Source organism: Asticcacaulis sp. (assembly GCF_051956075.1).
Lineage (GTDB): Bacteria > Pseudomonadota > Alphaproteobacteria > Caulobacterales > Caulobacteraceae > Asticcacaulis.
The window spans coordinates 1-17,518 of record NZ_JBQCGA010000030.1 but is presented as its reverse complement, the minus strand read 5'-3'; the positions used below and the strand labels follow the sequence as shown (position 1 = coordinate 17,518).

Sequence of the window (17,518 nt, the reverse complement as noted above, 5' to 3'; positions counted from 1 at the left end):
CCTGTGGACAAATTTGCCGTAAGCCTCGGGATTTTAAGGGCTTTTTCTATCGGGACTACGGGGGCGCATGCGTCGGGACATCAAGGGCGATCCATCGGGATTTCAAGGACTTCCGCATTCCACAACTATCTGATTTCTAAATAGAAATTGGCCCTGATTTTAACCTTAACCTTCTAACTTATATTTCTAACAAGAGTCCTTTTAACGTGAGGCGTTTGGGGAAAGGTCTAGGAAAAGACAGCGTTTGCGCGACCTATGAAGGTCGCCCAACGCTGTCCCACAGGTCGGGGGGTAATCCTTCGCCCCTAATGTCCCGACTCGGTCCGAACCCCCTGCGCGCGATTTTTACAGAGTCACGCCCCTGATATCCCGACCCCACCGCGCCACGACCGCCAATGTCCAGGCCCTGATGTAATAGGTCCGTCACCCGTATTCAAAGACCTGATTGAGCCGGCAGCTATGTCAATGAGAACGATCCGATGCAGAGATGTTAAGCTCAACGTCGCATGTTCGCCAGGACCACACGCGCGTTTAACCGCTTCAGGGGCTTTTGGAGCCTGCTCCAGGGGCATTGCGACCCATGCGGTCGGATGAGACGCCAAGGCCGTCCTGCGGCTCTCTAAGGCGGTTTTACGACCCATAGGCCCTGCAGAAGGTCGCTATCCGACGCAAAGCTCCATCCCGCCCAGCTTGCTTATTGCGCCGCCCGCGTCCAGCGACCGTCCGTCAGTCAGCGATTTGGAAGATGGAAGGCCTGTTATCGGATGCCCAACGGGAACCTGCGATCCATGCGAGTCAGGTCCGTGGCGCACAGATGACGCCCACGACATCGTCTCACCCGCAGAGGTCCGTGAGGAGGGCGCCTGTTGGGAGGAGGGCCTAGCCCCGAGTCAGATCCCGGACTTGCTCATAAGGTCGAGATGGGCCGTCCACACGCTCCATCTCCGCTCTGGTCAGGCCGCATCCAGTTCGCCGACGAGGCCGTCCAACTGGTCGAACTGTTCTTCAAAGCCGCATGTGGCGCCCGAAGCGATGGTTTCGTCGAGCGCCTCTTTTGAGGGATAGAGGTCGCGCAGCACGACCTTGGTCATACCGCCGACCTCCTCAAAGGTGACCGTGGTGACGGCGCCGTCTCCGCCGCCTTCTTCGTTGGTCCAGACAATGCGCGCATTGGGGATCACCTCCAGGTACCGGCCGAAAAACGCCATCGGCTGCTCGGCGGCGGGGTGGCTGAACACGAGGCGATAGGCGCCGCCGGTGCGCACGTCCATCTCACAGGCGACGAAGGCGATGTCGTGCGATTTAGGCGTCCACCAGCGCTGGAACAGCGCAGGCTCGCTCCAGGCCCGGAAAACGATGCGCGCCGGGCCGTTAAACATGCGCGTCACGACCAACTCGCGGTCGGACGCCCGGTCCACCTCCGTGCGGATGTCGGCTTTGTCAGTCATGGGAAGTCTCCTTTGATATCAAGTCTTCTACAATCTGATCCAGGGCGCTGAAGCGCGCCTCCCAGAGCTGGCGATAGCGTTCGATCCATGCCGCCTCCTCATCGAGCGCGCGCCGCCCCAGACGGCAGGTCCGCACCCGCCCGACCTTCTCGGTGGCGACGAGACCGGCCTGCTCCAGTACGCCGACGTGCTTTTTCATGCCGGTCAGGCTCATGTGGAAGCGGTCGGCAAGATCCGTGATCGAAGCGTCAGACCGGCCAAGCTGCTCCAGAACCCCGCGACGGGTGGGGTCGGACAGGGCGGAGAAGGCGGCGTCAAGGCGGGTTATATACTGAACCATTTGGTTCAGTATATAACCTCAAGCTGTCACCCGCGCAAGCGGGAAACGCCGCCTTCAAGGCAAGGCCCTAAACAATCAAATTTTATTCGCTTTACGAGGCCTCAAGCAGCGACAGCGCCTCAATCGCCATCATGCGCTCCTCATTGGCGGGCAGGACGAACACGGCCTTCGGCGGACTGAAGTTCAGCCTTTGCAGGATCGCGTCGCGCACGGGACCGGCGTGTTCGCCTATGCCGCCGGTGAAGACCAGGGCGTCGAGGCCGCCAAGCGAAACGCTGAGCATGGCGATATATTGCGCGACCTTCAGCGCGAAATAGTCGAGCGCAAACCGAGCCTTGGGATCATCGCTGGCCAGCAGCTCGGCCACGTCGTTGCTGAGGCCGGACAGGCCCTTCAAACCCGATTGTTCGTAAAGCCTCCGCTCCAGCGCCTCTACCGACAGACCCAGATCGCGCAGCATATAGATCACCGCCCCCGGATCGAGCGCGCCGCAGCGCGTCCCCATGGGAAGGCCGTCAAGCGCGGTCATACCCATGGTGGTGTCAAGGCTGCGCCCGCCCAGCATGGCGCACAGACTGGCGCCATTGCCCAGATGCGCGGCGATGACGCGGCCCTTGTAAAGCTCCGGGTGGTCGCGGCGCAGAACCTCGGCGATCCAGGCATAGGACAGGCCGTGAAAGCCGTAGCGCCTGACGCCCTGCTGCGTCAGCGCCTCGTCGAGCGCGAAGCGCGTGAACAACGGATCGCGCCCAGCGTGGAAGGCGGTGTCGAAACAACCGATCTGCGGGCATTCGCCCAGCAGTGACGCAACGATCTTCACGGCGGCCAGATTGTGCGGCTGGTGCAGGGGCGCCAGAGGACAGAGCCGCTCCAGCGCGTCAAGCGTCTGCGCGGTCAGGCGCGCCGGTCCGGTGAACGCGACGCCGCCATGCACAATGCGATGCGCGACGGCGGCGACTTTCCAGTTCTGCTCATGATCATGAATATAGGCGATGATCGCGGTCAGGGCGGCCTCGGCGGTCGCGTCCTCTGCGAGGGCGGGCGGGCGGTCTTCGCCATCGATGACGAAGCGCGCCTTTGCGCCGAGGCCGCTGACCTGACCGGAGGCGAGAAGATCAAGGTCCGGCAGGCGGAACAAACGGAATTTGACGCTGGATGAACCGGCATTGAGCGCCAGAAGGGTCTGGATCACAGGATCTGCCCCTTGTGACGCGCCTCGACCAGCAAAACCGCGAGCGCGCAGGACAACATGCGGGTGCGTAAGGAATCGGCGCGGCTGGTCAGCATGATCGGCGCGCGCGCGCCCAGCACGATTCCGGCGGCGTCGGCGTGGCCCAGAAAGGTCAGTTGCTTGGCCAGCATGTTGCCGGCCTCGATGTCGGGAACGAGCAGGATGTCGGCCTGTCCGGCGACCTCGGACACGATGCCCTTCTCGCGCGCGGCCTCCGCGTCGATGGCGTTGTCCAGAGCCAAAGGCCCATCGACTACGGCGCCGGTGATCTGGCGGCGGTCAGCCATCTTGCACAGGGCGGCGGCGTCGAGCGTCGCGATCATTTTCGGATTGACCGTCTCAACGGCCGCCAGGATCGCCGCCTTGGGAAGCGAAGGGCCGAACAGGACATGCCACAGGTCGATGGCGTTTTGCAGGATGTCGGCCTTGGCGGCGAGGTCCGGGGCGATATTGATCGCCGCATCGGTAATGATGAACGGCTTGGGATAGCTGGCTATGTCCATCAGGTAGGCGTGCGAGATGCGCCGCTCCGTGCGCAGCCCGGAGTCCGGATGCACGATCGCGCCCAGCAATTCGTCCGAATGCAGCGCGCCCTTCATAATGGCGTCCACGCGCCCCGCGCGCGCAAGCTCCGCCGCCCTGGCCGCCGCGGCGTGGCTGTGTTCGACGTCGATCAGCGGCCAGACGGATATGTCGACATCGCACATTTTCGCAGCGTCGAGAATGCGCGCCTTCGGTCCGACAAGCGTCGGCGCGATCAGACCGGCCTCGACCGCGTCGCGCGCCGCTTCGAGGACATTGGCCTGCACCGGATGGACGATGGCGGTACGAACCGGGGCAAGCCCCTGACAGCGGGCCAGGAGGGCGTCGCAATGGGCGTGCGCGCCGGTTGCGGTGGGCGGCGGCGTAACGGCGTCCATGACGGGCTCCTTGATGATGACCGCGCGGCGGTCTGAGGATGCGCGATGATAGGCGATACGGGGCCTTGGCGCGAATGCTGATTGCGCGGAGGAGGGGAAATGCGTCAGCGTGTCGCGCCTTCACGCGCGTTTGGCGATGCAAAATGCCGCTCGAACCAGTCGGCGGCCAGGGTGGCGACCTGTTGCAGCGCCCCCGGCTCCTCAAACAGATGGGTCGCGCCCCGCACAATGCGCAGTTGCGACGCGGCGTTGAGCTGTTGCAGGGCCTGACGGTTCCAGGCCAGCACCAGCGTGTCCTTCTCTCCGACGATCAGGAGGCTCGGCGCCTTGACCTTTGGCAAGAATGCGCTGGCGAGGTCGGGCCGCCCGCCGCGCGATACGACAGCGGCGATGCGGTCCGGCTGGGCGGCGGCGGCGATCAAAGCCGCCGCGCCGCCGGTGCTGGCGCCGAAATAGCCGAGATTTAAATCGCCATAGCTGCGCGCCACCCAGTCGCGGATCGCCGTCAGGCGCCGGGCCAGTTGGGGGATATCGAAGCGATAGCGCCCGGTTTCGCGGTCGCTGGCTTCCTCGGCGAGGGTCAGTAGGTCCATCAAAAGCGTGCCGACGCCCTGGTCGTGCAGGATGTCGGCGACGACACGGTTGCGCGGGCTGTATCGGCTCGACCCACTGCCATGGGCGAAGATGACGACGCCCTTGGCCTGACCGGGAAGATAAAAATCGCCCTCCAGCTCGACGCCATCGACCGGAATAAACACCGGGAAAATGACCGGTCGGACAGAGCTGGAGCGCGGCGCCGGAGTGGACATGGCTCATATCCCCGACGGATAGGCGTCCATGAGATCACGGACAGGGGCGCGGCGACGCGGCTCCAGCGGCGCCAGGGCGCTGGTTTCGTCGATATGCGCGATGGCGTCGAACTGGCGCGGCAGTCGCGACAGGACATAGTGGCTGGTGCGTTCGGACTCCGGCAGGTAGACGACGCCGACCGCGCGTTGCAGGCGCGGAATGCCGAGCGCATGTTGCAGCGGACCGTCGCCGCGAAGCGGCAGGAAGAAGTCCGGCTGGCCCAGCAGATGAAACAGGTGTTCGTAACTGCCGGGCAGGGCCGGACGCAACCGCTTGCGTTCGGCCTCGCCGTCCCAGGCCGAGGCGGCGGTGACCTCGCCGGCATAGGTCGACATGCCGAGCAGGAAGGCGTCGTCGCCGCGCGCCTCGCGGACGAGTTGGCCGAGATTCCATTCGCCGAGCTGGCTCATCTCGGTGGCGCGCGCATCGCCGATGTGCGAATTGTGCGCCCAGACGACGATCTTCGCCTTCTCCCTGCGCCAGCCGCCGAGATAATCGCTGAGCGCGAACAGGGTGTCCGCCATGTGCTTGTCGCGCAGGTTCCAGGAGATCGCGCGGCTCTGAAACATGGCGCGATAATACTGTTCGGCGCGGAGCGCCACCTCGGCGTTGCGGTCGGCGCAGAAATAGGCTTCGCCTGCGGCGAAACCGTCGCGGCGCATATAAAGCGCCGCATTGCGCCGCAAGGCGGCAAGCTGCTCGATCGCCTGGCGTTCACAGTCGGGACTTACGCCCGACAGAACGCGCTGACCATAGGCCTGCGGCGTCTGGGCCAGTCTGTGACCGTGATCGAAGCAGGCATAGTAGCGTCGGGCGCGCGCCGCGTTCGCAGGGTCGACGGCGTCGAGATAGGCGATCACGCCCTCAATCGAGGCGTAGAGGCTGTAGAGGTCCAGTCCATAAAAGCCGGCCTTGTCTTGCGGCGCGGCTATGGCGGCGTTATGCGCGCGTAGCCAGTCGATGAAGTCGGCGACGATCGGATTGCGCCACATCCAGGCCGGAAAGCGCTGGAAGTCCGACAGGGCGCCCAGGGCCCGGCTGATATCGGCTGCGCCGCGCACATAGCGGTTGACGCGATAACAGTCCGGCCAGTCGCCTTCGACAGTAACGGCGGCGAAGCCATGATCGCGGATCAGGCATTTGGTGATCTCGGCGCGCAGCCGGTAAAACTCGTCCGTGCCATGCGTCGCTTCGCCGATCATCACGATGTGGGATTTAGCCATGCGCTGCGCGATCTGCGCGGCGCCGCCAGGGTCCAGAGGCTGGATCGCCTGACGCAGATCGCGCAGCAGGCGGGATTCGGCTGTCTCAGTCATGATGTTGCTCCTTACGCGCCTCGATCATCAGGTCGAGCACCTCCTGGTCGCTGCATTGATGGAAATCGCCGTAATACTGGCCGACGCTGTAAAAGGGGGACGGCGCAGCGAGGCTGACCACCTCATAGGCGGCGAACGGCGCCGACTGGACCAGCAGGTTGTGCGCCGGACCGGAGACGACGGGGACGGCGACCACCAATCGTTTGGGTTTGTGCGCCGCCGCCGCCAGCACCGCCGCACGCATATCGGCGCCGGTGGCGCAGCCATCATCGACCAGGATGACCGTCCTGCCGGTCAGGGACGGCCTCGGCGCGCCCTGCCGATAAAGCTGAACGCGCCGCGCAATTTCGGTGGTTTCCGCAGCTACGATCTGGCGTAGGGCCGCTTCCGTCACGCCAAGGCTTTTAATGACGTCCTGATTGAGAATACTTTGCCCGCCTTCGCCGATAGCGCCGATGGCCAGTTCGGCGTGGCCCGGCGCGCCCAGCTTGCGCACGATCATCAGGTCCATCGGCAGACGAAGGGCGCGCGCGACCTCATAGGCGACCAGAGCGCCGCCGCGCGGCAGACCCAGGACGAGGCCGTCGGGCTGGTCGCGATACCGCGTCAGGGCTTTGGCCAATTGTCGGCCCGCATCGTGTCGGTCATGAAAATACATGCCGTCATTATGCGGGGTCAGCGGAGCGGGGCGTTGATTGCCGTCAAAAGGCGGATCAGGCCTTGCGCGCCGCGTCCTGCGGCGCCACAAGCCGCTGCATCGTGCGGCGGACTGCGCAGTCCTCAGACACCGTGCAGGCGTCGCAGGCATAGGCCTGGGCCGCCTCCAGATCGGTGAAGACGGCTTTGCGGCCTTCGATCCTTACGCCGTGGTCACGCAGGCGCGGAAAAATGCGCGACAGGCTCTCCTGCTCCATGCCGAGCCGCGAGGCGATCAACTGCTTGGAATAGGGCAGGGGGAATCCCGCCGGATCGAGACGGTGCGAGACGCAGAGCTGTTGCAGAAAACAGGCGGCGATCTGGGTGGCGTTGAAGCTTGCCTGGTGCTCGACCTCGATGCGGGCGTCCTGAACGCGGCGGGTGAGCAGCTCCAGCACCTTGTTCGACAAATGATCCCACTGGCTGAAGCGCTGTTCGATCCAGGCGGCGGGCACAGCCAGCAGCGTGGTGGCGCCGACCGCTCTGGCGTTCAGGGTGCGCACGCGGGGCGTTCGCGACGCGTCATGCTCCAGCAGAATATCGCCGGCGATGCGGATGGCGGCTGTGAATTCGCGCCCTTCCGGCGTCAGTCGCGACTTCTGCACCGCCCCGACGCAGACCCAGAAATAATGAGTCATGACATCGCCTGCGCGATAAATGGCGTCGCCGGAGCGGTAATGACGCAGTTGCGCGACCCTGGACAGCTCGTCGCGCTCCTCATCCGTCAGCTCGGCGAAAAACGGCAGATCCTTCAACAGACGCAACGACAAAGGATTGGGCGAGGCGGCGGCGGGCGCTGAAACCGGATCGCGCGCGCGCATCAATTCAAGCACATGCGCCGCCTGAGCGGCGTAGAGGTCGAGCATATGAAGGTGCTGTTCATCGGGCAGGCGCGGCAGGCGGAAATGCGTTGACAGCATGCCGAGCAACTGGCCGTTCCGGCTGAGCAGAGGCGTGGATTGAAAGGCGCGAATGGATGCGTCGCGCGCGATCTTACGATGCGGCGCAAACCTCTCGTCCGCTTCGACGTCAACCACCTTCAGCCGTTGATGGCTCTGCGCGGCGCGCCCGCAGACGGATGAGGCGTCATTCAAGGGAACAACAGCGAAATGCTCGACGAACGCCTGGGCAAAGCCGCGCTGCGCCGCCAGAAGCAGCGCATCGCCGCTCGCATTGACGATCTGGATATTGCCAAAATCCGCCTGGGTGATCTCGATGCTGGCGTCGAGAATTTCGTAAAGACTGTCGTCCAGTTCGGGCAGCCCGGGCGCAAGACGCGCCGCGTTACGGTCGGTGGGATAGTTTGTCATACGCCCTCCCAAATACGGGGAGGCGTCGCCGCAGGCGTCACACCAGGCGCAGCATATACTCAACAGTCCCCATTTCATGATTAATCGAAATGACGAGGCTGTCAATATTCGCCAAGGGGCAAAGATTGATGAAAATCGGCTACCGGTCCGTCGGCAGGGCGACCATATGACGCTGGACGGCGCCGGATGCGTCGCGCGAACGGCAACCGGTCGGGATGAAGCCCGCATTCAGCAGCATGGCTTCCGCCGCCTCGTCGTGTTCGCGGAATGCCGCCAGCAAGGGGCGGTGAAAGCCGTAGCTTTGCAGCAGGCCGATGAACAGGTTGAGGCTGGCGGCGCCGAGACCGAAGCCGCGATGCTGGGGCGCGATGCACACGCGCACGGCGGGACAGCGGCGGGACAGCTCCTGATCGAACTCCGGCGGCAGAAAATCGAGGCGGATCAGCCCTATTTTGTCTTCGCGTAAAAAAATGTCCCAGTCCAGTTTGCCGCTGGCGCAGTCAACGACCGGGCGCGGGTCGGAAAGATGACGCGGCGCAAGGCGCAGATCGCCGGCATCGGGTTTGTCGCATGGCGCGCCGTCACAGGCGGTCAGGGCGGGGCGTTCGAAAGGGGAAAGCGACGGGGCGGGGATGATCTCGTAAGCTTGCATAGGTGTGGCGTCCTGTTCTGGGAAGGGTTCTGGCCGTTCTGGCGGCGTTTTATATTTTCGGGAGCGGATGCCGGGCGAATTCGCCTGACGCGTTAACCAATGCCGCAAGCAGACCCTGTCAGGAATCCGGTTCTATCCTAGGGATATTTACTTAGAGCGCTTTCCCAAAAAGTGGTTCCATTTTTTGGATAGGAAAGAGCGACAAAATAAAGGCTTAGGGCCCGTTCCGGCGGCAAAAGGCCGTCCCGGTCAGGGACGGCCACGGGCAGGCTATTGAGAACGGCGCGGGCGGCTTAAGCGACTTCTCGGATGTCGAGCCTGCGCTCATTGGCCGCGGCGCCGACGCGGCGCTTGACGCTGATGCTGAGGACGCCGTTGCGCATCTGCGCGCTGGCGCTGTCGAGATCGGCGTCGGCGGGCAGACCGACGACGCGCTGGAAGCTGCCATAGCTGCGTTCCTGGCAGACATAGTCCGCGCGTTCGGTGGTTTTCTCCTCGCTTTTTTCGCCAGCGAGCACCAGATAGCCGTCGGCGACCGTCACCTTGACGTCCTTGGCGTTGAGACCGGGAATCTCGGCGTTGATCGTATAGGCCTTATCGTTCTGTACGATGTCGATGGCCGGTTCTGCGACGTTGAACGCATCGGTGCGTCCCCAAAGGGCGGGCATGCTGACATCGCCGAAGAAATCCTCGAAGACGCGGTTGACCCCGCTTTGCAAGTTGCGCAGCGGATTCCAGCCGCGCAGGACCGGAACATTGGCGTTTGAAGCTGAGCTAATGGAATTGGGCATGACTGTCTCCTGAAAAAAGCGGCGCAAAACCGCGCGCGGCGCTATTCTATCGCGCGTCCTTCATGCGCTCTTGATGTGGGTCAAGCGCACGGAAAGCCCAAAAAGAAAAAGCCGGGCCCGAGGACCCGGCAGTTTATGGGAAGGTGAAAACGCTGACGGCTGACCCTAAGGCCGTTGTCGCCGACCCGCATTGATCTGGATCAGAAATGGGATCCAGATCAGAAATGGCGCTTCAGGCGTGGCTTTCGCTTTGGCGCCGCGAGATGCTCCACACCGATAGCGCGATGACGGCAAGGCCGCATAGGGCGGCGTTCCACGCCATGATCGCCTGGTCGCCGAACCCCAGCACCCACGGCGAAGCCAGCAGCCAGACGCCCGCCAGCATTTCAACCCATTCCTCCCAGACCGCCCTGCCGATCAGAGCCAGGACGCCCAGAAGGGCGACCACGACGCCGGACGCCAACATGTTCCACAGAACCGCGCCGACAGGAAAAATATCGGCGCGCGCAATGGCGAGCGCCCATGGCGACAGGAACAGCCATATCCCGATCGCCGTCATCGTCCAGTCCTGCCAAAGTTGCTTTTTCATAACGATATCCAATCCTGAAGCCGTCAATGGGCGGCGTGCGCGGGGAAGCGCGTCTTGGCCAGTTCGCGCAGGATTTTGGGGCTGCGTTCGCTATCGGCGACCGCGCGCAGGATTTCAGCCATGGTGACGATGCCGACGACCTTCTTGCGGCTGGTGACGATAAGCCGTCCGACGCCGTGCGCCTGCATCTGCGAAGCGGCGTCGTCGAGGTCGTCATTCTCGTCTATGGTGTAAAGCCCCTTGCTCATCACCTCCGAGACCTTGGTTCTTGCCGGATCGCGGCCTTCGGCGACGACGCGCAGCGTGATGTCGCGATCGGTGATCATGCCGATGGCCTCGCCCTCGTTACCAACGGGCAGGCAGCCGCACTCGACCGACTGCATCTTGCCCGCAGCGTCCGCCACCAAAGCGTCCGGCGCGATCAGAGTCGGGTGCGCGGTCATGATCTCTTTGATTTTGACAGGTTTCATGACTGTCTCCTTTCCTGGTTCAGGCGACGACCAGACGGTCGTTCACCGTGGTTACCCCTTGCGCGGACCACGCGGCCTGTTCGGCGGCGTAGCGCTCGCTCCAGGCGTGGACGCGCCCTTCCAGCGACACCTGACCACCGGTGACCTGGACCCGGATGTTCTCGGCCTCAAGCGCGGCGTTGCGTTTCAGCGCGTCTTCGATGCGGGTCTTGATGTCCGCGGCGCTGACGCTGGGACGGACCGTAATCTGGTTGGTGAGGCCGGCGACGCCGGACAGTTTGCGCACGGCGTTCTCGGCGTTGACACGCTGGAACTGCCAGTTGACCTGGCCGCTCAGCGTGACCCAGCCGTCCTGCACCTTGACCTTGATCGTGTCCGGCACGGTGGCGTCCCAGTCAATGATCTGGATGGCGCGGCGGGCCAGATCGTCGTCGCCGGTCTTCTTGTCGCTGGGAAAGACGACGTGAATTTCCTGAGCCACGCCGCGTACGCCCTTGATGCGCAACGTCGCCTGTTCCGCAGCGATCTTTTCGGCGTAGGACGCCACGCGACCGCTCAAGGTCGCGACGCCGTCCTTCACGCTGACGCCGATGGCGGCGGCGTCCAGACGGGGATCGAACTCAAGTTCGTCCAGAATTTTCTGGCGCAGATCGATATCGTTCATCATCTTATCCTCCTTGTTCAGTCCGCCATGGCGCGGAGAAGACGTTGCGGCGACTCCGCCGACCGCGTCAGCATGGGTTGCACGGCGCTGACATAGGCGGAGAACAGGTCGCCATAAAACCGGAAGGACGCCTCAACGAAGGTCTTGAACGGATCGAAGCCCTTTTTTTGCAGGGCGATCAGTTCCTCCGGCGTCTTACAGGCCGCGCCCTCGCGCGCCAGCTCGTTCCACGAGTTCATCACGCCGTTAAACGAGTCGAGATAGGATTTGCTGATTTCGCTGACCGAGCGCGACGCCTGATTGGCCGATTCCATCGCGGCGTTCAGATTGTCCGACAGGCAGCTCATCGCCTCGCCGGTAATGTGGTTGACGCTTTCATTGGCGCCGCTCAACAGGTGCGTTGTGTCGCTGAGCGCATCCTGAAGCTTCGCCTTGTTCTCAGCGATAAGCGCGGCGCCTGCGCGGGCCGCCTTGGGGGTGTCGGTATCCATCGTATGAACTCCTTGGCCGATTGACGATGTGGGGCATGCAAAGAGTCTAAGCGTCCGTCCGGCCTCCGGCATTGACGCAACGCAAAAATCAGCGCTGGAGAACGTAGCGGCCCGGCGCGTCGTCCAGCGGCGGGAAGGCGGCGTTACCTGCGCGGGCCGGGGCGGCGACCATTTCCTTGCCGCCGACGCGGCGCAGCCACAGACCCCAGGCCCGCCACCACGAGCCGTCGTGCAGGCTCGCCTGAGCCTGCCAGTCGCGCGCGTTCAGATACGGCGCGCCGGAGCGTCGGCTGTCGAGCCCGTAGTGACGGTTGGGGTGACCCGGCTCGCTGACAATACCGGCATTATGGCCGCCATTGGTCAGGACGAAGGTGACATTGCCCGACACCATCAGGTGAATCTTGTACACCGAGGTCCACGGCGCGACGTGGTCGCTTTCCGTGCCGACGGCGAAGACAGGCTGGCGTATCGTCTCGGCGGCCACGGGCGTGCCCAGCACGCGGTAATGACCGTTGGCGAACTGGTTTTCGAGAATGAGCTTTTCGAGATACTCGCTGTGCATCCTGTAGGGCAGACGCGTGGTGTCGGCGTTCCAGGCCAGGAGGTCGAAAATCTCGGCGCGCTCGCCCTCCCAGTAGTCGCGCACCAGATGCGACCAGATGCTGTCGTTGGAGCGCAGCATCTGAAAGGCGCCGGACATCTGGCGGGTGTCGAGATAGCCCTGAGCGCGCATCATATTCTTCAGATAGGCGACCTCGCTGTCGGTGACGAAGACCATGATCTCGCCCGCCTCGGTGAAATCGCCCTGCGCCGCGAACAGGGACAGGCTGCGCAGGCGCTCGTCGCCATGTTGGGCCAGCCAGGCCGCCGTGACCAGGGCCAGCGTGCCGCCAAGGCAGTAGCCGACCAGATGGATGTTCGCCTTGGGCCGGATGGCGCTCACGGCGTTGAGCGCGGCCAGGGCGCCTTCACGCACATAGTCGTCCATGCCCTTGTCGCGGTCGGCGCTGTCAGGATTCTTCCATGAGGCCATGAACACGGTATGCCCCTGTCGCACCAGCCAGGCGACCAGCGAATTATCGGGCGATAAATCGAGAATATAATATTTCATGATCCAGGCGGGCAGGATCAGGATTGGCTCCTTATGAACCTGCGGCGTCTGCGGATCGTACTGAATCAGTTCGATCAGATCATTGCGCAGCACCACCTTGCCCGGCGTCAGGGCGACGCGCTCGCCCGGTTTAAAGGCGTCCAGTCCGGCGCGCGGCTCGCCGTTCATCTGGCTTCGCCAGTCTTCATAGGCGTGCTGGGCGCCCTGAATCAGCGAACGCCCGCACGAGCGCAAGGCGGCGGCCTGGATTTCGGGATTGCTGACAAAGAAATTCGCTGGCGAGATGGCGTTGAGAATCTGATGAGCCGTGAAGTTGATCCCGCGCTCATGGGTCGGCGTCAGGCCGGGAATATCGAGCGTCGCCCTGTCCCAGAACGCCTCCGCCATGCGGAAGGCGTGGACATAATATCCCCACGGCGCGCCGCGCCACAGCGGTGATCGAAATCGCGAGTCGCGGGCGTGCTCGCGCGCGCTGAAATCGTCATGCCCGTGCAGCCAGCCAAAAGCGGCCAGTTCGGCGAGACGTCCGGGGCACAGGGCCAGATGGGCCAGCCAGGCGATATAGGTTTCGGTCAGGCCCGCCGGGGTCAGCCCGAGGGTCAGGCGCGACAACCCTCCCTGAAACATCTGATCGGCCTGTTCGCCCAGAGCGCGTATGGCGTCGGCGCGCCCCTGACGCGGCGATCTCGGAAAGAGCGGCGGCGCATTCATGATGCGGGCAGCCAGACGCGCGCGCGACGCGCAAACAACGCCTTGCCCGCCGCCAACGCTTTTTTCGTCTGCTTCTTAACGAACCGTCTGGCTAAGGAGGCGACCCGCGCCGCCGCGCCGACGCCGGGTTCAGCGCGCAGATGCCTGGCTAAACGCGACAGATCGTGTATGCGCCCCAGACGATGTCCCAACGCCGCCAGGTCCGCTGCAAAAGTCTTCGCCGCCGTCTCGTCCCGCGTCGCGGCGAGCTGATAGATGAGCGCCTTGCAGGTCTTGCGCCAGGCGTGCAGATTGCGACCGGAGGGCTGGGCGAGCGCCGTGCGATAGGCGCGCCGACTGCGGCGATAGGCGCGGCGCAGGCCCTTGATGACCTCATTCCGGTTCAGACTCAGGTTCCGCAACGGCATGTGGGCGCGCTGCGCGTTGAGATCGTTGCGCAGCCGCGCCAACCGCTGCTGACGCCCTTCGTCGCCGTCCTGAGCCGCTGCTGCGAGCAGACTGCGGCGCGTTTCGGCCACATCGTCCGGCGACAGACCCGTCCCCTTGCGCTGCGCCAGATCGTCAAGCGTCTCTAGCCGCACATCCGCCTCGCGATCGTTGCGCAACCGGCCCGCCAGATCCCTGAAGACGCGATCGGCGTTGCGATAGTCCCGCCGCGTCAGTTTCGGCCTCGCCAACCGTAACAGGGCGCGGATCGTTTTGATGGCGACGCGAAGCTGGTGGACGGTCTCGCCCGACGCGCCCTGCGTCGTGAACATGGCGTCGATTTCATGCCCGATCATGTCGCCGACGGCTAAATCGCGGGACAAGGCGACGGCGGGTGAGCGGCGCGCATCCTTACGATGGGGCGCTGCATCCGCAGCCGGGTCAGGAAGCGAAGCATCAGGAGATGAATGAGCGCGATCAGGCATGGCGGCAGCATGACGGATCGTCGTCCGCGCGTCCTTGACCGGCGTCAAAACCTGTAAGGAAACACGGTATTACGCCGGGATTGACGCTTATCAAACCGCCCGCGGCCCCTGTGACTAGAGTGAGGCGAAGGCGCCGGTTTTGGTCCGGCGCAGGGTCACAGGGGATTTTATCATGTCGTACGCCGCACCCGTCACGCTCGTCGCCGCAAATGACGCAGATGCGTCGCACAGTCAGGCGCATGGCCGACTGGACATCGGATCGGAGAGCCGATCGGGGATTTGGCAGCGAAGACTATGGGTCGTCAGCGTCACCGCCTTTGAAGCGGCGGTTTTCTCGCAGAGCCTGTCCATCGCCGCCAACGGTGCGGCGAATGATAGCTCTCTGTGGCGTCTCGATCCGGAGGCGGGCATGCGGCTGAACGTCGAGCCGGGCGCTCAGCTTTCTGCGCAGATCATCGAACAGCATCTGGCGCGGCTGATCGCAAGCATGTTAACCGCGGCGCGCGCTGGCGGCCGTTTCGACCATCGGGTGGTGCTGGCCAATCCGCCCGCCCGCGCCATCCTTCGTCGGCATCTCAATGCGACGACGCGCGCCAGCATCCTGTGCGAGCTAGCGGCGCCGACAGGCTCCGGCGTGACGGATATTGTCGCCAGTCTGCGCCGCGCCTGCCCTGAGATATTTAGCTGAATCAAAAGGGCGCGCCCGGTCCGTCCAGATCGGGCAGAAGCGCCTGCAGTTTACGCGTCAGCTCCGGCAGGTCGAGACCGGCGTAGTCGCGCCCTATCTCCAGCCGGACCAGCCCGCGGGCCGGGTCGCTCAGACCGGCGCGCAGATCGCCAAGCCAGGCGGGCGGCGCGACCACGATCAGGTCGTCAAACCGGTCCTTCAGACAGGCTTCGTTCAGCCGTTCCGCGACCGCGCGCGCCAGATCGGCCTTGAGGCGGCGACGCAGGTTGGGGCGCGGCTCCGTGGCATGACGCGCGCGCCCCTTCGCGCCAAAGGTCATGGCGGTGGCCGCGCCCATCTCATACGCCTCAATCGTCTCAGGCGTCAGGTTCAGGTCCGGCAGCGGCTCCAGCCGCCATTCCGCTTCGGCCTCAGGCCGGTTCGCCGAGCCGCGCACGGCGAGGCCCGTTGTGAGACGATAGATCTGAGCGCTGGCGGCGTCGGCGACCAGAACCCAGCGACGACGACGCTCATGTGGCAAGGGGAGGTGAGACGGCGCTTCGGACGGCATGGCAGGCTCCTAAAGGTAAAGCTCAGAACGCCGATCCGATCCCATCGGATCGGACAAGGCGCTAGCGCGCGGTGTAGCCGCCGTCGACGACCAGTTCGGCGCCGGTCATAAAGCGGCTTTCGTCGGAGGCCAGATAGACGACCGCCCAGGCGATGTCGTCGGGCTCGCCGATATGGCCGAGCGGATGCAGGTGCGCCAGTTCGGCGCGAAACGCCTCATCGCTCTGGCCGCTGTCGTGCGCGACCGCCTGCACCATCGGCGTCCAGATATAGCCCGGATGGATTGAATTCACCCGGATTCTGTCGCGCGCATACAGCATGGCGTCGGTCTTGCTCATCAGCCGCACTGCGCCCTTGGAGGCGTGATAGGGCGGATTGTCCGCCGCCCCGACCAGGCCGTAGATCGACGACAGGTTGATGATCGAGCCCCCGCCGGCGCGCTTCATATGTGCGATGACGTGCTTGGTGCAAAAGAAGACGCCGCGGACATTGACGTTCATCACCTCGTCCCATTCGGCGGCGCTGATCTGGTCGGTCGGCTTGTTGACCCCGGCTATGCCGGCATTGTTGACCAGCACGTCGATATGGCCGAAGGCGGCGGCTATGGCGTCGATCGTGTCGCGCACCTCGTCCTCGTTCGTCGTGTCCATATGCCACAGATGACAGCGACCGCCCGCCTTGCGAATGGCCTCGGCGACCTGCTCCTCGTCGCGGCTGATGTCGGTGATCGCCACGCTGGCGCCTTCTGCGGCCAGTCTTGATGCGGCGGCGGCGCCAATTCCCTTAGCGCCGCCCGTGACGATGGCCACCTTGCCCTTGACGCGATCCATAATGGCCTCCGCTTCTGCTATGTTGAGCCTAGCGCCTTGGACCAGCGCGCGCCTTGACCGCCGTCAACCGTCGCGCCTTGATGTGACCCTGTCGCCGGATTTCAGCGCGTCGCCGGGATAGAGCACGACTTCATCGCCCTGTGTGAGGCCGGAAATCACCCGGCGATAGGCGTCGCCAGCCTCCTCGACGCGCACCGGCGTCAGCAGGGCCTTGCCCTGCATGACTCGGAACACGGCCCAGCCGGCGCCGTCGCGCACCAGCGCGTCCACGGGCGCGCGCGTCACATCCGTCTGGCGCGACACGATGACGCGCAGATTGACGCGAAAGCCGTCGCCGAACACGGGCGCCGACGCCGGATCTTGGAGCCGCGCGATCACATTGACCCTTTGCTCCTCGACGCCGAGCGCGGAAATCTTGGTATGGGCGGACGGTTCGATGCGCGTCACCGTGGCGGGGATCGGCGCCGAGCCGCCCCAATCCTCGATAAAGGCCGGATCGCCCGGCTTCATCAGCATCGCGTCCTGCGACAGGAACTCGGCGACAATTTCCATATCGGTCGGATCGCCGACATCCAGCACCGGCGCGCCCGCCAGCAGGACGGCTTCGCTTTTCTGATGCAGTTGCAGCACGCGGCCCGCCACCGGACTGCGCAGGACGATGGCCGCCTGCGCCGAGCTAAGACCTCCGCCCGCTGCGGCTTGCGCCTGCCGCAGTTCGGCGCGCCGCGCCTGCAAGGCGGCGCTGGCCGAGGCCAAACGCATATTGGCGGCGTCGAGCGCGGCGGGACTGACATAGCCTTTGTCATAAAGGGTCTGGGCGCGCGCCTGATCGCGGCGCGCCATGTCGTCATCCGCAGCGGCGGCGCTGACGGCGGCCTCTGCGGCCAGTACGCCAGCGCGCGTTTCGGCCAGGGTGCGCGCATCGAGCGGCAGGGGCGACGCGGGCAAGAT

General features: G+C 64.4%; 21 protein-coding genes. 2 read left to right on the top strand and 19 right to left on the bottom strand.

The features are described from left to right. Nucleotides 1–953: 953 nt before the first annotated feature. From ACTHLA_RS07965 to ACTHLA_RS07890, 16 genes are all read right to left on the bottom strand, one after another. A complete protein-coding gene (locus tag ACTHLA_RS07965; protein ID WP_440187017.1) occupies nucleotides 954–1,448 on the bottom strand; it encodes an SRPBCC family protein in 495 nt (164 codons plus the stop codon). Then, nucleotides 1,441–1,788, bottom strand: coding sequence for an ArsR/SmtB family transcription factor (locus tag ACTHLA_RS07960; protein ID WP_440187014.1), 348 nt, complete (start codon nucleotides 1,786–1,788; stop codon nucleotides 1,441–1,443). The genes ACTHLA_RS07965 and ACTHLA_RS07960 overlap by 8 nt, the downstream gene beginning before the upstream one ends. A gap of 91 nt (nucleotides 1,789–1,879) precedes the next feature. Then, on the bottom strand, nucleotides 1,880–2,980 hold the full coding sequence (locus ACTHLA_RS07955) for an acetate/propionate family kinase (protein ID WP_440187011.1): 1,101 nt from the start codon (nucleotides 2,978–2,980) through the stop codon (nucleotides 1,880–1,882). Beyond that, nucleotides 2,977–3,939 carry a bifunctional enoyl-CoA hydratase/phosphate acetyltransferase gene (locus ACTHLA_RS07950; protein WP_440187008.1) on the bottom strand — a complete coding sequence of 321 codons (963 nt, stop codon included), beginning with the start codon at nucleotides 3,937–3,939 and terminating at the stop codon, nucleotides 2,977–2,979. The genes ACTHLA_RS07955 and ACTHLA_RS07950 overlap by 4 nt, the downstream gene beginning before the upstream one ends. Nucleotides 3,940–4,043: 104 nt before the next feature. After that, complete coding sequence (locus ACTHLA_RS07945; protein WP_440187005.1) at nucleotides 4,044–4,748, bottom strand: dienelactone hydrolase family protein; 705 nt, start codon at nucleotides 4,746–4,748, stop codon at nucleotides 4,044–4,046. Between the two features lie 3 nt (nucleotides 4,749–4,751). After that, nucleotides 4,752–6,104, bottom strand: a complete 1,353-nt coding sequence (locus tag ACTHLA_RS07940; protein ID WP_440187002.1) for an erythromycin esterase family protein — start codon at nucleotides 6,102–6,104, stop codon at nucleotides 4,752–4,754. After that, nucleotides 6,097–6,762, bottom strand: a complete 666-nt coding sequence (locus tag ACTHLA_RS07935) for a phosphoribosyltransferase (protein WP_440186999.1) — start codon at nucleotides 6,760–6,762, stop codon at nucleotides 6,097–6,099. Before ACTHLA_RS07935 ends, ACTHLA_RS07940 begins: the two co-directional genes overlap by 8 nt. A gap of 55 nt (nucleotides 6,763–6,817) precedes the next feature. Further along, complete coding sequence (locus ACTHLA_RS07930) at nucleotides 6,818–8,110, bottom strand: GAF domain-containing protein (protein ID WP_440186996.1); 1,293 nt, start codon at nucleotides 8,108–8,110, stop codon at nucleotides 6,818–6,820. A 139-nt stretch (nucleotides 8,111–8,249) separates the two neighbouring features. After that, nucleotides 8,250–8,762: a hypothetical protein gene (locus ACTHLA_RS07925; RefSeq protein WP_440186993.1), complete on the bottom strand. Its 513-nt coding sequence runs from the start codon at nucleotides 8,760–8,762 to the stop codon at nucleotides 8,250–8,252. 293 nt (nucleotides 8,763–9,055) lie between these two features. Then, nucleotides 9,056–9,553, bottom strand: a complete 498-nt coding sequence (locus ACTHLA_RS07920; protein ID WP_440186990.1) for an Hsp20/alpha crystallin family protein — start codon at nucleotides 9,551–9,553, stop codon at nucleotides 9,056–9,058. Nucleotides 9,554–9,785: 232 nt separating this feature from the next. Beyond that, nucleotides 9,786–10,142, bottom strand: coding sequence for an SPW repeat protein (locus ACTHLA_RS07915; RefSeq protein ID WP_440186987.1), 357 nt, complete (start codon nucleotides 10,140–10,142; stop codon nucleotides 9,786–9,788). A 23-nt stretch (nucleotides 10,143–10,165) separates the two neighbouring features. After that, nucleotides 10,166–10,612 carry a CBS domain-containing protein gene (locus ACTHLA_RS07910; RefSeq protein ID WP_440186984.1) on the bottom strand — a complete coding sequence of 149 codons (447 nt, stop codon included), beginning with the start codon at nucleotides 10,610–10,612 and terminating at the stop codon, nucleotides 10,166–10,168. A gap of 19 nt (nucleotides 10,613–10,631) precedes the next feature. Further along, on the bottom strand, nucleotides 10,632–11,279 hold the full coding sequence (locus ACTHLA_RS07905) for a BON domain-containing protein (protein ID WP_440186981.1): 648 nt from the start codon (nucleotides 11,277–11,279) through the stop codon (nucleotides 10,632–10,634). 14 nt (nucleotides 11,280–11,293) lie between these two features. Beyond that, nucleotides 11,294–11,767 (bottom strand): hypothetical protein, encoded by a 474-nt coding sequence (locus ACTHLA_RS07900; protein ID WP_440186978.1) that lies wholly within the window; start codon nucleotides 11,765–11,767, stop codon nucleotides 11,294–11,296. A gap of 88 nt (nucleotides 11,768–11,855) precedes the next feature. Next, nucleotides 11,856–13,589 carry a PHA/PHB synthase family protein gene (locus ACTHLA_RS07895; RefSeq protein WP_440186975.1) on the bottom strand — a complete coding sequence of 578 codons (1,734 nt, stop codon included), beginning with the start codon at nucleotides 13,587–13,589 and terminating at the stop codon, nucleotides 11,856–11,858. Continuing rightward, nucleotides 13,586–14,398 (bottom strand): CHAD domain-containing protein, encoded by an 813-nt coding sequence (locus tag ACTHLA_RS07890; protein ID WP_440186972.1) that lies wholly within the window; start codon nucleotides 14,396–14,398, stop codon nucleotides 13,586–13,588. The genes ACTHLA_RS07895 and ACTHLA_RS07890 overlap by 4 nt, the downstream gene beginning before the upstream one ends. A gap of 11 nt (nucleotides 14,399–14,409) precedes the next feature. Between ACTHLA_RS07890 and ACTHLA_RS07885 the strand changes: the two genes are divergently transcribed. Both ACTHLA_RS07885 and ACTHLA_RS07880 read left to right on the top strand, forming a co-directional pair. After that, nucleotides 14,410–14,538, top strand: a complete 129-nt coding sequence (locus tag ACTHLA_RS07885; RefSeq protein ID WP_440186969.1) for a hypothetical protein — start codon at nucleotides 14,410–14,412, stop codon at nucleotides 14,536–14,538. Nucleotides 14,539–14,672: 134 nt separating this feature from the next. After that, entirely contained in the window at nucleotides 14,673–15,188 is a 516-nt protein-coding gene (locus tag ACTHLA_RS07880; RefSeq protein WP_440186966.1) for a host attachment protein, read from the top strand. A gap of 1 nt (nucleotide 15,189) precedes the next feature. On the opposite strand, the gene ACTHLA_RS07875 is transcribed toward ACTHLA_RS07880, so the two are convergent. From ACTHLA_RS07875 to ACTHLA_RS07865, 3 genes are all read right to left on the bottom strand, one after another. Continuing rightward, nucleotides 15,190–15,738: a host attachment protein gene (locus ACTHLA_RS07875; RefSeq protein ID WP_440186963.1), complete on the bottom strand. Its 549-nt coding sequence runs from the start codon at nucleotides 15,736–15,738 to the stop codon at nucleotides 15,190–15,192. Nucleotides 15,739–15,799: 61 nt separating this feature from the next. Next, a complete protein-coding gene (locus tag ACTHLA_RS07870) occupies nucleotides 15,800–16,567 on the bottom strand; it encodes an SDR family NAD(P)-dependent oxidoreductase (RefSeq protein ID WP_440186960.1) in 768 nt (255 codons plus the stop codon). Nucleotides 16,568–16,630: 63 nt separating this feature from the next. Next, the coding region (locus tag ACTHLA_RS07865; protein WP_440186957.1) for an efflux RND transporter periplasmic adaptor subunit at nucleotides 16,631–17,518 on the bottom strand (888 nt) is incomplete at its 5' end.

Coding starts and splice junctions, on each gene's coding strand:
- ACTHLA_RS07965 (WP_440187017.1), bottom strand. CDS start 1,448: ATGACTGACAAAGCCGACATCCGCACGGAGGTGGACCGGGCGTCCGAC.
- ACTHLA_RS07960 (WP_440187014.1), bottom strand. CDS start 1,788: ATGGTTCAGTATATAACCCGCCTTGACGCCGCCTTCTCCGCCCTGTCC.
- ACTHLA_RS07950 (WP_440187008.1), bottom strand. CDS start 3,939: ATGGACGCCGTTACGCCGCCGCCCACCGCAACCGGCGCGCACGCCCAT.
- ACTHLA_RS07945 (WP_440187005.1), bottom strand. CDS start 4,748: ATGTCCACTCCGGCGCCGCGCTCCAGCTCTGTCCGACCGGTCATTTTC.
- ACTHLA_RS07940 (WP_440187002.1), bottom strand. CDS start 6,104: ATGACTGAGACAGCCGAATCCCGCCTGCTGCGCGATCTGCGTCAGGCG.
- ACTHLA_RS07935 (WP_440186999.1), bottom strand. CDS start 6,762: ATGTATTTTCATGACCGACACGATGCGGGCCGACAATTGGCCAAAGCC.
- ACTHLA_RS07930 (WP_440186996.1), bottom strand. CDS start 8,110: ATGACAAACTATCCCACCGACCGTAACGCGGCGCGTCTTGCGCCCGGG.
- ACTHLA_RS07925 (WP_440186993.1), bottom strand. CDS start 8,762: ATGCAAGCTTACGAGATCATCCCCGCCCCGTCGCTTTCCCCTTTCGAA.
- ACTHLA_RS07920 (WP_440186990.1), bottom strand. CDS start 9,553: ATGCCCAATTCCATTAGCTCAGCTTCAAACGCCAATGTTCCGGTCCTG.
- ACTHLA_RS07915 (WP_440186987.1), bottom strand. CDS start 10,142: ATGAAAAAGCAACTTTGGCAGGACTGGACGATGACGGCGATCGGGATA.
- ACTHLA_RS07910 (WP_440186984.1), bottom strand. CDS start 10,612: ATGAAACCTGTCAAAATCAAAGAGATCATGACCGCGCACCCGACTCTG.
- ACTHLA_RS07905 (WP_440186981.1), bottom strand. CDS start 11,279: ATGATGAACGATATCGATCTGCGCCAGAAAATTCTGGACGAACTTGAG.
- ACTHLA_RS07900 (WP_440186978.1), bottom strand. CDS start 11,767: ATGGATACCGACACCCCCAAGGCGGCCCGCGCAGGCGCCGCGCTTATC.
- ACTHLA_RS07895 (WP_440186975.1), bottom strand. CDS start 13,589: ATGAATGCGCCGCCGCTCTTTCCGAGATCGCCGCGTCAGGGGCGCGCC.
- ACTHLA_RS07880 (WP_440186966.1), top strand. CDS start 14,673: ATGTCGTACGCCGCACCCGTCACGCTCGTCGCCGCAAATGACGCAGAT.
- ACTHLA_RS07875 (WP_440186963.1), bottom strand. CDS start 15,738: ATGCCGTCCGAAGCGCCGTCTCACCTCCCCTTGCCACATGAGCGTCGT.
- ACTHLA_RS07870 (WP_440186960.1), bottom strand. CDS start 16,567: ATGGATCGCGTCAAGGGCAAGGTGGCCATCGTCACGGGCGGCGCTAAG.